The sequence below is a fragment of the Nitrosospira briensis C-128 genome (genome assembly GCF_000619905.2).
Lineage (GTDB): Bacteria > Pseudomonadota > Gammaproteobacteria > Burkholderiales > Nitrosomonadaceae > Nitrosospira > Nitrosospira briensis.
Window position 1 is genome coordinate 480,794 of sequence record NZ_CP012371.1, and the last position, 14,649, is coordinate 495,442.

Sequence of the window (14,649 nt, forward strand, 5' to 3'; positions counted from 1 at the left end):
AGTTGAATCCTTCTAGTGGTTTCCTTCGGGGTGCAGTATCTTTTCTATGTAAATATTCCCCTACGGCTTAATTTGGAAAAAACTGAACCGCCCCGGATTTCATGGAGGCTGGTTGGTTTAAGTTAGGCCGCTACTATGGGAAGGAGCCCCAAGAATCGGAACAAGCCTATGAAAGGAAGATCTGCTACCGTTGACGCGCCCCGCGAGGGCTTTGATATGGAGCGGAGAATGGCAAAAAGAATGAGACGAACGCACTCAGCGGTGTTTAAAGCCAAAGTGGCACACTGGCAGCACTGGCTGGTGACAAGACGCTGGCCGAACTGGCACAGCGGGTTGAAGTTCACCTCAACCAGATTACCGGGTGGAAACGGCAGCTGAGCGAACGGGCTGTCGACCTATTTGGCGGAGGAGGCACTGCGGCGGAGCCACCCGTTGATTTGAGGGTATTGCACGCCAAGATTGGGCAACTGACGCTGGAGAATGATTTTTTAGAAGGCTCGCGAACCCTCGGTGGGATTGTTGAGCACAAAGCGATGATAGACGTCCTCCACGCACTTTCAATCAGCTGCCAGGCCCAGTTGGCCGGCATCATCCTGGGCAGCGTATATTTCTCTGCCCAAACCAGTCAGTGCCGCAGATCTGGCGCTCATGCGCCGCATTGACGAGTTGCACCTGGAACATCCAGGCCACACATTCGAGTCTGGGTAAGAAAACACCTGACGAGGCTTATGACGTGATGCCGCCGACGGTTGAACCGGCAGCGTGAGAATCAGCAGAGATTCCACTTAAAAAATGCAGGTTGCTGTTCAAACAATCAGGACCACTTCTTATCGCAACTGACAATTGCACTGATATTGATTCGCGTGCCTGCGACAAAGCACATGAAGCTCAGTGTAAATGGCCATCTTGTTTTCATGGATGCCTTGGAAAAAGACACTCTGCTAAAACACGTATACGGGCTGTTGGGGACATAAAACCGACTTCCTACGCCAGCGCATGTGCGTCCAATTCAATGGGACTACGATATTTTTATTGAGTAGTCAATAAAAAGAAGACACATAAAACAGCCCCTTCTCCCATCTCAACTTTTTGTTTAATGCATTAGAGTGACCTGCGCCACCAGGAGGTATCTGGTTGGCTGCTTTTGGATCCGTTTTTACTGACAGGAGGTCTTCAATACTTATCCACTCCGGGCTTCCAGCCCAACCTGGAGTTGACCAATCGCGCGATATTGTATCGGACACGGGCTTCAGACCGGAAATCCTCAGCTATATCGAGCGATTCCATAATCCAAAAAAACAAACTGCTGAATAACGGCCTTGCTAAGGGCTGCATAAAAACGGAAGAAGCTGTTTTTGCAATCCGGATTCCTTAATGAAGGGAACAGCGTCATTCCAGATCATCATTTATCAAATCGTATAAGGGATTCAAATGACTTCAATAAAAAAAATATTTCTAGCTCCACTGGTAGCTTCATGCATATTGACACTATCGGTCGGCGAAATCCACGCAACAGATCATACCTCTCCCTTAAAAGAAGGCAATTCACCAAGCAATGACCTTTCGAGCACCAACGCCGGCAAGATGCGGACAAGGGTCGACAGTCTGCGTGAAAAAAATGGCAAAGCGTTTGCCGACGATGACGATTACGCGGATAAAGGACGTGACCACCGGCGCGGAAAAGATGGCCCGAAATCATTGTCGCTCAGTCAACATCCTGATGTTTATAACGATCAAATACAGCCCGTCGCCACCGCAATCGACTACCACAACGGGATGATCTATCTCTTCAACTACGAAAACGACAAGTTGATAATCATAGACCCGACCACGCTCCCCGGTTGGCCTGGAAACGTTCCCTTGCAGCACACAGTCGTGATGCCCGAAGGGAAGAGGATTTATATCACTTCCGACAATACGAAGGACCATTCCTCCTATATCATCGCCTTGACCGTGAACGAGATCAATTGGGATACACGCTTGGCCTCGTTAACCGTGAATGCGGTTTTGGCAGCTGATTCCCCAAATAATCCCTCCGAGTTGCCATTTGTCACACCAGTCAACAAGGTCCAGGCCATTCCCAACTGGCTGATAGGCAGGGGAACCCAGATTCATGGTCCCACGCTGCTCCCCTACTCCGATTTCCTCTACTTTACGGAATTTACGTCGGACAGGATACGTGTGATCAATTACAAAACGAACGAGTTTGTGAGTTTTGATCCTATCGTCATACCTGGCTACACCGAGCAGACGCATGGGGTAAATTTCAACAGGTCTGGAACCATTGGTCTTGGGACAGGATACTTTTTTGACAATAGTATCATCGATATATACAGACCCAACAGGGAAACCGGTGAACTGCAGACGGTAGGTCAGATCATGCTGGGCAACGAGAAAAAGCATGCGGCTTTCACCCATTTCGTCTACTGGCTGGATGAGCGCTACGCTGTCACCGCGTCCATGCAACTGGACAAAACTTCCCTGACTCCTTCAACCACGAAAGATATCATTCCGCCTAGCGTGTGGCTGCTTGATACCCAGGAGGGAACCGCAAAGGAAATAGTCAAGTACACCAATCATGCGAATGGCCACGGCGTGTTCCGTTCTGCATCCGATATTGCGGTGGTGAACGGAAAACTCTATATCGCAGAGGAGGATACTCTTGATTACACGTTCGGAAACGATGGTTACATTTCTGTATTCGATTTAACCGATCGAGAAAAACCACGGTTCATCAAGAGGCTTCGACCCGGCTTTGAACTACCGAAGGGATACGCTGTCGCCCACACGATCAGCCCGACGCCAGACCATCGACATTTGCTGGTGGCAAGCTGGGTTTCGGGCTATGTGCTGAAGATTGATACAGAAACCGATACTGTCGCCAAGGTTTGGGGGCCGAGTGACGGTCTTGTGAAGCCACACGGCATATTTGCCGCGGGAGGCCTTCGCTAATTTCCGGTTATCCCGCCTTATACTCGGCTCATCTGTTTTTCCCGGGATTTATCCTGGGCTGAACAAGATGGGCCCCCCTTCTGATACGCAACCAAGATGATCGCGAATTGATATGAAGTTGAAATATACAAAAGAAATCCAATCAGGGGCATTCCGGAAGCGTTATTTTCCGGCTGTGCTGACAGCATTTCTCCTGTTTGTCCACGCCGGCATCGAAGCCGCGACTGTCATCCCGACCTCTCCGATACCTTTGCGACCGGAAATCATCGGTCAACTGAAACAAGCGCAGGCGGACAAGGATATGCGGTGGCAACTGGTTGTTTTCGGTTTTACGCATTGCAAGGATGTCTGCCCCACGTCTCTCGCCAATCTATCCATGCTCGTCAATGCAGCCGCAACTGAGAAGATCAAGCTGAACGGAATCTTCGTCACGGTGGACCCAGACAGGGATACTAACGCTATTCTTTCAAGCTACATCAAAGCCTTCGGGTCGGATCTTGCCTATTTGCGTTTTGAAGGTGAAGCGCTGGAGCGGTTCAAGGCCGCTTTCAGCGTCGAGACCGCTTTTTACACAAAAAATTCAGGAAATATGCAGAATTATCAGGTAGATCATAGTACTACCGCATTTCTAATCGACTCCAGAGGAAATATCAGGGTGATATTCGATGCGCTGAAGGATGCAGCTCAAATGGAGCAGATATTTCGTGAGAATAAGGCCCTGTTCGAGTCATGATTTGGCCTGTCGTACTCATTCCAATACTGATAATCGTCTCTCTCACCGCATCTGCGATGCAGATCGATGCCGATCCCCGTGTCATCGTATCGTTCATGGATAAGTCGCTTTCTCCGGAGCTCGACATTCTATCCGTGGCAACCGATATTTCCGCGGATAATCATCTCGTGTTTCAAGTCAAGACCAGGGGGGAACGGACAAAAGGGGAAGTTGGGGATCACCTCCTGCTGCGTATACTGAATGGGAAAACTTATGGTTTCCTCATTCCGATAAATCAAGAAGACGGCGATAAGGTTCTAATGTATGAAAGCGTGCTGCAGCATGACAGCACTGTATTGCCCCAGGCATTGGAAATGTTGCGTGGAAATGCCGTGCCTGTAGATTTGAATGCCAAGCGTATAGTCAATGGAGCAGAGTTTGTTCTGCCTGTCGATTGGGTCAATTTTGGCGAAGATTTTGGTTTCGATGCTTATACGGTCAAGGCACACATGCAAGGGAATATTGTAGAGATCACTGAGATATACGATCAGGCAGGAAAAGGCCGCGATGGACGCAACATATTCTCCGCTGTTACCCTGCTCAACAAACTTTGCACGCCACAACGGCTGCGATCAAGTCAGTGATTTTCTCTTCTCTATTTCCCGGCATCTGCGGGTAAAAAAGGCAGGCCGCAAATCCTGGAACTGCAAACCTTAAAATAAAGATTTGCAGTTCTTTCTCTTTAGATCTCAGGGCTTGGCTTCACCTTGAGATTATCCGGCAACCAGCGCAAGCCGGTCAATTCCGAGTCGCGCTTGCCGCGCGAGGTCATCCTTCTTAAATCCGCGAAGATTGGTATTACCAATAGAAACGCCTCTTCCACCACCTCAAGAGCCCGGTCTTTGGAAATCTGGACTGTATTTTTCCGGCGACGTTTACTGCTCAGGGTGTCCTTCCCCGGCCTTGCCATCGGCGTAAGTATTTTTGTTGTTATCTTCCAGTATGTGAAAAAAAGTCTCATCCTGCTTGATCATGCCCAGTTCGCTGCGGGCGCGCTCTTCAATGGCGTCGTACCCCTGCTTGAGGTCGCGCACTTCCGCATCCAGGGCAGCGTTGCGCATTTTCAGTTTCTGGTTGATTTCATGTTGCGTGATGACCTGCTGATCCACTTCCCATACTTTGAGCCAGCTACCCTTGCCCAGCCATAACGGGTATTGCATCAGAGCAATCAGGGCAGCGAATATTAAGCCCAGTACTTTCACCCGGATACCCCTAGAGACCATCCTTTATCGTAAAGGCGGCGATCCTTTTCTTGCATGGGCGCCGCCTTCAATTCCAGAATAAGCTAAATCAATGTCCGAGCCCGGCTGAATCGAGATATCGAAACCTGGATAGCCATTATCTTAGTTGATAGAACGCGTCTCGCCCGGGATAGTTTGTGGCATCGCCAAGATCTTCCTCAATACGCAGCAACTGGTTGTATTTTGCGAGGCGATCAGAGCGGGAAAGCGAGCCGGTCTTGATTTGCAGCGCATTGGTAGCAACGGCGATATCGGCAATGGTGGTATCTTCGGTTTCACCGGAACGATGCGAAATCACTGAGGTATACCCTGCACGCTTGGCGGTTTCTATGGCAGAAAAGGCTTCGGTAAGCGTCCCGATCTGGTTGAGTTTGATAAGCACGGAATTGGCGATACCCTGCGCAATGCCTTCTTTCAGGATGCCGGCATTGGTCACGAAGATATCGTCCCCCACCAGTTGCACGGACTTTCCGAGCCTGCTGGTAAGCAGCTTCCACCCATCCCAGTCGTGCTCGCTCATGCCGTCTTCAATGCTGAGAATAGGATACTTGTCTACCCATGTGGCGAGATAATCGGCAAATTGCCCCGAATCGAGGCTCAAGCCGTCCGATGCTAAATGATATTTACCATCCCTGAAAAATTCGGAACTGGCGCAATCCAGCCCGATAGCCACATCCGGGCCCGGTATATAACCGGCTTTTTCTATGGCCTCCACAATAAGTTGCAGCGCGGCTTCATTATTAGCCAAATCGGGCGCAAACCCGCCCTCGTCGCCCACGGCAGTATGCATGCCCTTGCTGTCGAGCATGCCTCTCAGGGTATGAAATATTTCAGCGCCCCAGCGCAAGGCTTCCCGAAAGCTCTGCGCGCCGAGGGGGATTATCACGAACTCCTGCATGTCAATATTGTTATTGGCATGCGCACCACCATTGATGACATTCATCATGGGGACAGGCATAGCCATTGGCCCCGCGCCACCCAAATATCGGTATAACGGCAGCCCGGACTCCTCCGCTGCCGCTTTTGCCACCGCAAGCGACACCGCAAGAACTGCATTGGCGCCGAGTCTCGATTTGTTGCCCGTGCCATCCAGGTCGATCAGCGTCTGGTCGATAAAACCCTGGTCCATCGCGTCGAGACCCATCACAGCTTCGGAAATCTCGGTATTCACATTTTCCACCGCTTTCAGCACGCCTTTGCCAAAATAGCGCTGAGTATCCCCGTCGCGTAATTCGACCGCCTCTCTAGTGCCGACGGATGCGCCGGAAGGCACGGCCGCTCGTCCGAGCACGCCGGATTCAAGCAATACATCCGCTTCTACGGTTGGGTTTCCGCGTGAATCAAGAATCTCGCGGGCGATGACATCTACAATTGCACTCATGCTATTTTTCCCTGGGTCATTTATTTATAAGTTATCGAAAACTGTTTTGCTAGGTATTCAGCTTGCCGAACGATGGTCTGAGGAAAAATAAGTCACCACTGACTTATTTGCTTGAATCCGAATATCGGACGGTTCCAATTTTTATGTTGATTTACATCACGTGGGTCTTCAGTTGGGGAGAAAAATTGTGCCCCGAATCAGGTTCGACAAGACCGAATTTATTGGTTGGCGCTTATGGCGGTGTCTTTCGGTTTATTGTGCGTTAAAGCTTCGGCTGCCGTGCATTTGCCCGCGAAACGGGCAGCTGCCTCGATAAACGCCGTGAACAGCGGATGCCCCGCTTTGGGAGTGGAAGTAAATTCTGGATGGAACTGGCAGGCGACAAACCAGGGATGCTCGGCTTCCGGCAATTCAATCATTTCACATAAACCGTCTGCCGCCGATACAGCACTCACGCGCAGCCCAGCCTGTTCCAGACGGGGAATATACTCATTGTTGACTTCATAACGATGACGATGGCGCTCGATGATTTTATCCGCCCCATAAATTTTCCGAACAAGCGATCCTTCCTTGAGTAAACATTCCTGCCCGCCCAGTCGCATGCTGCCGCCGAGGCCCGACTCTGTGCTCCGAACTTCAAGATGGCCTTCGCGGGTGCGCCATTCGGTTGTCAAGGCAATTACGGGATAAAGCGTATCGGGATTGAATTCGGTGCTGTGCGTGCCTTCCATGTCCGCTTTGTCACGGGCATACTCTATTACAGCCAATTGCATGCCCAGGCAGATGCCGAGATAAGGGACGCGGTTGATACGGGCATAGCGGATAGCCATGATTTTTCCCTCCACCCCACGCTTGCCGAAACCACCGGGAACCAGTATCCCATCCATGTGCTTCAGGCAATCGGTTCCTTCTTTCTCGATAGTTTCAGAATCCACATAATGAATCTTGATTTTGCTCTGGGTATGAATGCCCGCATGAATCAATGCTTCCGATAGGGATTTATATGACTCCGTCAGATCCACGTACTTACCGACCAGCGCGATTTCTATTGTTCGCTGAGGATTCTCCAACGCGTGCACCAGTTTTTTCCAGATGCCCAGATCTGCCGCCTTGGCGAGCATATTCAGCTTGTGGCAGACGATTTCATCCAGCATCTGTTCGTGCAGCAATGCCGGAATTTTATAAATACTGTCCACATCCAGCGCCAAAATCACCGCTTCTTCCCGAACATTGGTGAATAGTGCGATCTTGCGGCGTTCCTCCGGCGGTAACGCGCGGTCGGCACGGCATAGCAGCACATCCGGCTGGATGCCGATCTCACGCAACTCTTTTACCGAGTGCTGTGTTGGCTTGGTTTTCAATTCTCCCGCGGATGGGATATAAGGCAGTAACGTAAGGTGGATAAAGCAGGTATCCTCGCGAGGAAGCTGCACTGCCATCTGGCGGATCGCTTCCAGAAATGGTAGCGACTCGATGTCCCCAACCGTCCCTCCGATCTCGACGATGGCTACCTGTGCATTGGCGGCCCCGGCCCTGATGTTCAATTTGATTTCATCGGTGATGTGCGGAATGACTTGCACTGTGCCGCCCAGATAATCTCCCCGCCGTTCTTTTTTTATTACGCTCTCGTAAATCTGACCGGTAGTGAAATTATTGAGCCTGCTCATGCGCGCGGTAATGAAACGCTCGTAATGGCCAAGGTCGAGGTCGGTTTCCGCTCCATCCTCCGTAACGAACACCTCTCCGTGCTGAAACGGACTCATGGTTCCCGGATCCACGTTGATATAGGGATCCAGCTTGAGCATCGTGACCTTGATGCCGCGAGTTTCAAGGATAGCTGCAAGCGAGGCCGCAGCAATGCCTTTTCCCAAGGAAGATACTACGCCACCTGTTACAAATACATACTTTGTCATGGCTGCTTATGATACCGGAAAACGTTCATTCGAACAAATTGGCGACAATGGTAAAGCGGCTTTTGCCGGAAAAACAGCTTGATAGCTCAGCGGTGTAATTAGACGCGCTCTTTATTACAGCGCGTGTATCAACGGTCGAATCTGATTCATCCGGAGTAAAAAGCAAAGGCGCAATAACTTTGCCAGTGGAGCGGAAAGGGTGACGGTCCTGTCCGACAGGCCGCCAGATAGTTTCAACCGCTCCCAGTTACCCGCCATACGCTCCAGGATTCCAAACCAGAATGTCAGCCTTTGATATCAATCTCTGTTCCAGCATTCACCAGGTCGAACAATTCAAGTAAGTCACGGTTATGCATACGAATGCAACCGATGGAGCCGGGCTTGCCCATTTCTGCGCTATCCGGGCTCCCATGGATATATATGTAGCGGCGCATGGTATCGACTTTACCCATACGGTTAAAGCCCGGTTCACAGCCAGAAAGCCAGAGAATGCGGGTGAGAATCCAGTCGCGGCCTGGATATCTTGCGCCCAGTTCAGGGGTATAGATTTCGCCAGTGGGCCGGCGTCTGATGAATACCGTGTTGATCGGCTGGCTCGTTCCGATTTTGGCACGAATGATGTGCTTGCCAAGCGGTGTGCAAAAACTGCCGTACTCCTGCCCTACCCCATTGACGGCTGAAGAAATTTGATATTTCCGGATGATATTCTGATTCTCAGCCCATAGATCAAGCTCTTGTGATGGAATACTGATTACAACTCTCATCGGCAACTCTCATCAGCATGGCGTTTCGCTGCTGTCTTGCGGCGTTTTCCAAAAAAAAGCTTCAACTTTCCCGCTCCCTCTTCCGCCAGAATATTCCCGGTCACCTGCATATGGTGGTTAAGCCGCATCTCCGCCGGCAAGTCGATCACGCTCCCGCATGCCCCTGTCTTAAGGTCCACTGCGCCATAAACCAGCCGCGCGATACGGGCGTGAAAAATTGCGCCCACGCACATGACGCAGGGTTCCAGCGTTACATAAAGAGTGCAATCCGCCAAACGGTAATTACCCACATTTTTTGCCGCATTCCGCAATGCCATCACCTCCGCGTGCGCCGTTGGGTCCGCTGCCGAGATTGGGCAATTGTAACCACGTCCGATGATGACTCCATTGCTCACCACCACGGCGCCCACCGGCACCTCGCCTGCCTCTTCCGCCTGTGCTGCAAGCTCAAGCGCAGCGCGCATGAAGTCGGAATCATTATTGTTCATGGCTGCTCACGTTTCAGGTTACCGTAAAAATTCTCGGCGGTAAGAATGTACCTTGATATCTCATATCGTACTACTTGTAATGCATGCTGGGCATTATGCAATAGAAGAGGCGGCTACCAGGGCTTCTTGCTATTTGAAGCAAAATAGTCTATGAAAATAATAGTGTTAGTTAGTGTTGGTCAAGCGGTCCCGGTAAACCTTGAATAACCTTTCAGGAGATGAGTATGCCTAAATCTACGAAACCCACAAAACCTGCGAAATCGGAGCAATCAGCACAACCGGCGCAACCCGTGCAATCTGCTCAATCCGTGCAAAAAAAATTGAAGCCCCTCAAGGGTCAAGATCGGGTTCGTATGGCTCGATTATTTGAAAAAATTACCGGGAACGTGCAAGAGATGAGCACGATAATGAATCGCTTGCACGGCACGCCCATGTCCTGGACAAAATTTCGGATATCGTCTTCAGGCGCGGCGGGCACTGATGGTCCTTTTGTGATTACAGTGGTGTGCAACGAAGAAACCGGAGAATGTGGATGCTACGATCACGAGGGCGGAACGTGCGGTCCTTGCCCTGCAGTGGATATTTAGCACCGGCATCGACAGGAGACGACATGACTTCTAATTATATCGCTGACTCGAATAATTGGCCCAGGTTATCCGCCCTGGAGGACTGGCAGGACACTTACACTACGCTCCACATGTGGACACAGGTTGTCGGCAAGATACGATTGGCGCTCTCTCCGGATATCAACCACGGCTGGGGTTCTACCCTCTATATCACGACGCGCGGCCTTACGACCTCACCCATCCCTTACGGAAAGTTCACGTTTGCCATCGACTTCGACTTTATTGCCCACGTATTGCGCATCACCACCTCGGAAGGCGCGGATCGCGCGCTTATGCTGGAACCCATGCCGGTCGCGAGCTTCTACCGCAAGATAATGGAAGCACTTGCCGAGTTGGGTATCGAGGTCAAGATTTTCGCCCGGCCGGTTGAGGTGGAAGTAGCCATACCATTCGAGAAAGATACTCAACATACGAGCTATGATGCCGATGCCGTTTCCCGATTCTGGCATGCGCTCGTGCACGTGGATAGGGTTTTCAAGGATTTCCGCGCCCGCTTCATCGGCAAGGTGAGCCCGGTGCATTTATTTTGGGGCGGATTTGATCTCGCTGTGACCCGGTTTTCGGGGCGAACCGCACCGAAGCATCCGGGCGGGGCACCCAATGTCGCTAAGCGGATAATGGAAGAGGCCTACTCTCATGAGGTGTCGAGCGCGGGCTTTTGGCCGGGGACAGGTCTGGGCGAAGCTGCCTTTTACGCCTATGCTTATCCCACCCCTGCCGGTTTCAGTAAATATCCTGTTCAGCCAAAAGCTGCGTATTTCCACGACAAGCTTGGGGAATTCATTCTTCCCTACGAAGCTGTGCGAACAGCTGACAACCCGGCACAGGCGCTGCTCTCATTTCTTCAGACCACTTACGATGCCGCCGCCACGCTGGCGCACTGGGACCGGTTGGCGCTGGAGCGCAACACGCCGTCCACGTGATACGGAACGCGATGGTGTGGACGCAGCTATGATAATCTTCTACACTCGAAACCAGCCAATCAATTTTATTGGTTAACCGATGATTTTATTGGTTATCTGACGAGTGGCGGTATGGGGATAACGTACCGGGATATTTATACCGCCACAATTTGGAACCCTGGAAAAGAATGGAGTGCAAATATGACAACCAGACCCATACCCGATGGTTACCATACGTTAACGCCATACCTGATGATTGACGGCGCGGCCAAGGCCATCGAATTTTACACGCAAGCATTTAACGCAGCGGAATTATATAGATTGGGCGCGCCCGGCGGGAAAATCGGGCATGCCGAAATTCAAATCGGCGATTCCCGAATTATGCTGGCCGACGATTTCGGCTGTGAAAGCGCGTTCCGTACTTCGCAACCAGGGGCTGGCTCGCCGGTGGGCCTCCATTTATATGTCAAGGATGTGGACGCAATGTTTGCCCAAGCCACAAGTGCGGGCGCCAAGGTCATCAAGCCGGTCCAGGATCAGTTCTACGGTGATCGGACAGGCACGTTGGAAGATCCCTTCGGGCATATCTGGTTCCTTGCGACTCATAAGGAAGATCTCTCCCTGGATGAAATCAAGCAACGTGCCGCGGCGATGTTCAAGCAAGGCGGGGCCGATACCTAGCTGTAATAGCCTGCATTTGAAACCGCCTCAACCTGCATTCAGCGAGATTTTCGGCCCGAAATAACTGCAACTATCTACCCCGCAAATCAGGATTAACTGCAAATGAACCTGCATTTAGCCGTACCGACCTATATTTGATCTTAGCGAACCAGGCATAAGTGCGACTGACCTGGCTCGCTCTTCAGCAGTGGACGCCATCATTTTGTGGAGCACGGCCTATCTGCAGCGGGCTGTCGATCACCTGCGAAACTCGGGCCAGACCAGTTTCGGCCGCTTCGGACCCGTATACATGACTTCACCGCAGCGGCTTAGCGTGCTTTAAGCGCGAATCGTGTCTTCACCTCGATATGGGCGCAATACCGTAACGGTTCTCTCGGCCGGCACCAAGAAGTGGGTGCATTTAAACAAACGTCACAAAAGTTTCATAGGCTTTAATGCGATCGGTATTGTGAGTCGCACGGACTACTAACCAACATTACCATTTGGCCTCAGTGATGTGACAGCACTGCTCTAGCTGCACACCCTTCGACGTTTTGTTGCCATTTCAGTACTCCTTTTGGTTAACTCACTACCTGGCCAGATGGCGCACACGCAACACTTCACCATACGCCACGCTTCGCGACGACGGACATGATTGCGCTAAGAGATGCCGCTGTGGCCGGTGTCGGTGTAGTGCAGCTGCCGGTGGTCATGGCACGAGACCAACTGGCGGCTGGTTCATTGGTCAGGCTGGTGCCAGACTGGGCTTCGTGTCGGGAAATCATTCATGCGGTGTTTCCGTCCCGGCGCGGTCTTCTGCCATCTGTGCGGGCGTTAATTGATTTTCTCGCACGGCGTTTCGAGATGCTGCATGAGGACTAAGCTAACTTAAGAGCGCTACCTGAACTCGCGCAACGAGTCCATCTCTGCCACTGCGCCACTCATAGTTTCAAAAACAGGACTCTGATAACTGATTTTGCAGACTACACACCTATCCGTCTCCAGGTCTATACTCAGACCGCTTGCTTATTGCAACCAATTATCGGAGGATAAATGTCAAGACAATTATCTTGTAGCAAGGGCACAACGCCCATCAACCAATCTCTTCAGCCATTATTAATTCATGGTTTGAAAGGCATCGAAAAAGAAAGCCTCCGAATTAACCGGGAGGGATCAATATCATTGTCACCTCATCCGGTTCAGCTTGGAGCCGCGTTGACTCATCCGAATATAACAACTGATTATTCTGAAGCGTTACTTGAGCTAATCACGCCAGCATTATCGGATGGAACGGAAGTGCTGGACTCCTTAACGGATTTGCATAAATACGTCTGCGCAAATATCAACGACGAATTATTGCTCGCGGCAAGTATGCCTGTCGGCGATTTGCGGGACCCGGCAATTCCCATCGCTGAATATGGTTCATCCAATCTCGGGAGGATGAAGCACATCTACCGGCAGGGTTTAAGCTATCGCTACGGCCGCTGCATGCAGGTCATTGCCGGAATCCATTTCAACTACTCGCTTCCTGAGCCATTCTGGCCAGAATACCAGCAGTTCATGAAACATACGGGTGATCTGCAATCGTTCACTACCAGCGCTTATATGGGAATGATCAGAAACCTGCAGCGTTATGGCTGGCTTATCCTATATTTATTCGGCTCGTCCCCGGCAGTGGGCAAAAGCTTCATCGATAGCCGCAATTCTATTTATTCCGATACATTGCAGAAATTTGACGAGACTTCCTACTACAAGCCCTTTGCCACCTCTTTGAGGATGAGCGAGATAGGCTATTTGAATCCCGTTCAATCGATGTTTCATATTTCCTTTAACAGCATCGAAGAATATATACGGGATTTGGGCAGAGCAACAACGATACCTTATCTCGGATATGAAAGGATCGGGGCCAAGGTGGGCGACCAGTACCGGCAGTTGAATACCCATTTCCTGCAAATCGAGAACGAGTATTACACGCCGGTACGGCCAAAACAGCCGACGAGGTCCGGCGAGAAGCCGCTGCATGCACTGGGAAACCGGGGGATTCAATATATTGAAATACGATCCGTGGATGTCGATGTGTTTGAACCTGCGGGCATCGCGATCGAAACCACGCGCTTTCTTGAAGTGCTGAGCCTTTTCTGTCTATTCCAGCCCAACGCGAGGCATGACTTGAAGCAGCATGAGGAGATCAGCAATAACGCGTTGTCGGTGGCCAATCGCGGTAGGGATCCGAGACTGAAGCTGCTTAACAACGGGCATGAAATTCCGTTGCGGCAGTGGGCGCTGACGCTGTGTGAGCAGATGCGGGAAGTCTGTGAGATCCTGGATAACGGCAATGCCGATATCCCCTACACCCGCGCATTGCACCAGCAGATCGAAACAATTCGCCATCCCGAGTTGACGGCTTCAGCAAGGATGCTGTCGGCCATGAGCGCGCAAAAGATGTCGATTACCGAACTGGTATTGCAGAAGTCCCATGAATACACTCATTATTTCCAGAATGCCGCATTGGACGCCGCGGTAAAGAGGAATTTTGATCTCCAGGTCAAGACATCGCTGGCGCAACAGAAACAGCTCGATGTCACGGATGAGATCCCTTTCGATAAATACCTGAGCAGCTATTTCTCGCGAGGCGCCTCAGCCAGCATCATTCATTCCCTGGACTTGCCTCAAGACCTGCCTGTCTCCATGGTCGAAATTGCTGCTCGATAAATTGCGCATACTCATGAAGCGGCATGGAAGGATGCGCAAACCGTGAGATTTGCGCGTGGCCGGAATTGACCGACAAGGCGGATGACGATGAGCGACCCGCTGGTACCGGACAAAGGAGCCGGAGGAAATCCCGCTGCGGGAATTCGATGCTGTTTTGACGCGTAAGGACCCGCCATTCAACATGGAACATGTCTATACCACTTATCTGTTGGAATTGGCAGAAACCCACGTCATTCCT

The 14,649-nt window shown here is 51.2% G+C and carries 11 protein-coding genes and 3 pseudogenes; 9 read left to right on the top strand and 5 right to left on the bottom strand.

The window, feature by feature from the left end; translation table 11 throughout:
- Positions 1 to 228: 228 nt before the first annotated feature.
- The 4 genes and pseudogenes from F822_RS15715 to F822_RS02200 all read left to right on the top strand — a co-directional run.
- Positions 229 to 684, top strand: a pseudogene (locus F822_RS15715) (IS3 family transposase); the annotation flags it as partial.
- A gap of 747 nt (positions 685 to 1,431) precedes the next feature.
- Complete coding sequence (locus F822_RS02190; protein WP_025039547.1) at positions 1,432 to 2,952, top strand: NHL repeat-containing protein; 1,521 nt, start codon at positions 1,432 to 1,434, stop codon at positions 2,950 to 2,952.
- 112 nt (positions 2,953 to 3,064) lie between these two features.
- A complete protein-coding gene (locus F822_RS02195) occupies positions 3,065 to 3,685 on the top strand; it encodes an SCO family protein (RefSeq protein WP_051536541.1) in 621 nt (206 codons plus the stop codon).
- Positions 3,682 to 4,308, top strand: a complete 627-nt coding sequence (locus tag F822_RS02200; protein WP_025039545.1) for a hypothetical protein — start codon at positions 3,682 to 3,684, stop codon at positions 4,306 to 4,308. The genes F822_RS02195 and F822_RS02200 overlap by 4 nt, the downstream gene beginning before the upstream one ends.
- 291 nt (positions 4,309 to 4,599) lie before the next feature.
- Here F822_RS02200 and ftsB read toward each other — a convergent pair whose 3' ends face one another.
- The 5 genes from ftsB to tadA all read right to left on the bottom strand — a co-directional run bounded on the left by ftsB (position 4,600) and on the right by tadA (position 9,511).
- Entirely contained in the window at positions 4,600 to 4,926 is a 327-nt protein-coding gene (gene ftsB, locus F822_RS02205) for a cell division protein FtsB (RefSeq protein WP_025039543.1), read from the bottom strand.
- A gap of 136 nt (positions 4,927 to 5,062) precedes the next feature.
- Positions 5,063 to 6,346, bottom strand: coding sequence for a phosphopyruvate hydratase (gene eno, locus F822_RS02210; protein ID WP_025039542.1), 1,284 nt, complete (start codon positions 6,344 to 6,346; stop codon positions 5,063 to 5,065).
- 218 nt (positions 6,347 to 6,564) lie between these two features.
- Positions 6,565 to 8,259 (bottom strand): CTP synthase, encoded by a 1,695-nt coding sequence (pyrG, locus tag F822_RS02215; RefSeq protein ID WP_025039541.1) that lies wholly within the window; start codon positions 8,257 to 8,259, stop codon positions 6,565 to 6,567.
- 284 nt (positions 8,260 to 8,543) lie between these two features.
- A complete protein-coding gene (locus tag F822_RS02220; RefSeq protein WP_025039540.1) occupies positions 8,544 to 9,023 on the bottom strand; it encodes a L,D-transpeptidase in 480 nt (159 codons plus the stop codon).
- On the bottom strand, positions 9,020 to 9,511 hold the full coding sequence (tadA, locus tag F822_RS02225; protein WP_025039539.1) for a tRNA adenosine(34) deaminase TadA: 492 nt from the start codon (positions 9,509 to 9,511) through the stop codon (positions 9,020 to 9,022). Before tadA ends, F822_RS02220 begins: the two co-directional genes overlap by 4 nt.
- Positions 9,512 to 10,121: 610 nt before the next feature.
- Between tadA and F822_RS02235 the strand changes: the two genes are divergently transcribed.
- The 5 genes and pseudogenes from F822_RS02235 to F822_RS14775 form a co-directional block, all read left to right on the top strand.
- Positions 10,122 to 11,060, top strand: coding sequence for a DUF5996 family protein (locus F822_RS02235; RefSeq protein ID WP_025039537.1), 939 nt, complete (start codon positions 10,122 to 10,124; stop codon positions 11,058 to 11,060).
- Positions 11,061 to 11,240: 180 nt separating this feature from the next.
- The gene (locus F822_RS02240; protein ID WP_025039536.1) at positions 11,241 to 11,720 is read left to right on the top strand and encodes a VOC family protein; all 480 of its coding nucleotides are present in this window, start codon (positions 11,241 to 11,243) and stop codon (positions 11,718 to 11,720) included.
- Positions 11,721 to 12,323: 603 nt separating this feature from the next.
- Positions 12,324 to 12,581, top strand: a pseudogene (locus F822_RS02245) (LysR substrate-binding domain-containing protein); the annotation flags it as partial.
- A 171-nt stretch (positions 12,582 to 12,752) separates the two neighbouring features.
- Entirely contained in the window at positions 12,753 to 14,411 is a 1,659-nt protein-coding gene (gene gshA / locus F822_RS02250) for a glutamate--cysteine ligase (protein WP_025039534.1), read from the top strand.
- 100 nt (positions 14,412 to 14,511) lie between these two features.
- A pseudogene (locus F822_RS14775) lies at positions 14,512 to 14,634 on the top strand (glutathione synthase); the annotation flags it as partial.
- Between the last annotated feature and the right edge of the window lie 15 nt (positions 14,635 to 14,649).

Bases quoted from the DNA above. Each gene is read 5' to 3' on its own strand.
- F822_RS02190 (WP_025039547.1), top strand. From the start codon at position 1,432: ATGACTTCAATAAAAAAAATATTTCTAGCTCCACTGGTAGCTTCATGC.
- F822_RS02195 (WP_051536541.1), top strand. From the start codon at position 3,065: ATGAAGTTGAAATATACAAAAGAAATCCAATCAGGGGCATTCCGGAAG.
- F822_RS02200 (WP_025039545.1), top strand. From the start codon at position 3,682: ATGATTTGGCCTGTCGTACTCATTCCAATACTGATAATCGTCTCTCTC.
- eno (WP_025039542.1), bottom strand. From the start codon at position 6,346: ATGAGTGCAATTGTAGATGTCATCGCCCGCGAGATTCTTGATTCACGC.
- pyrG (WP_025039541.1), bottom strand. From the start codon at position 8,259: ATGACAAAGTATGTATTTGTAACAGGTGGCGTAGTATCTTCCTTGGGA.
- F822_RS02220 (WP_025039540.1), bottom strand. From the start codon at position 9,023: ATGAGAGTTGTAATCAGTATTCCATCACAAGAGCTTGATCTATGGGCT.
- tadA (WP_025039539.1), bottom strand. From the start codon at position 9,511: ATGAACAATAATGATTCCGACTTCATGCGCGCTGCGCTTGAGCTTGCA.
- F822_RS02235 (WP_025039537.1), top strand. From the start codon at position 10,122: ATGACTTCTAATTATATCGCTGACTCGAATAATTGGCCCAGGTTATCC.
- F822_RS02240 (WP_025039536.1), top strand. From the start codon at position 11,241: ATGACAACCAGACCCATACCCGATGGTTACCATACGTTAACGCCATAC.
- gshA (WP_025039534.1), top strand. From the start codon at position 12,753: ATGTCAAGACAATTATCTTGTAGCAAGGGCACAACGCCCATCAACCAA.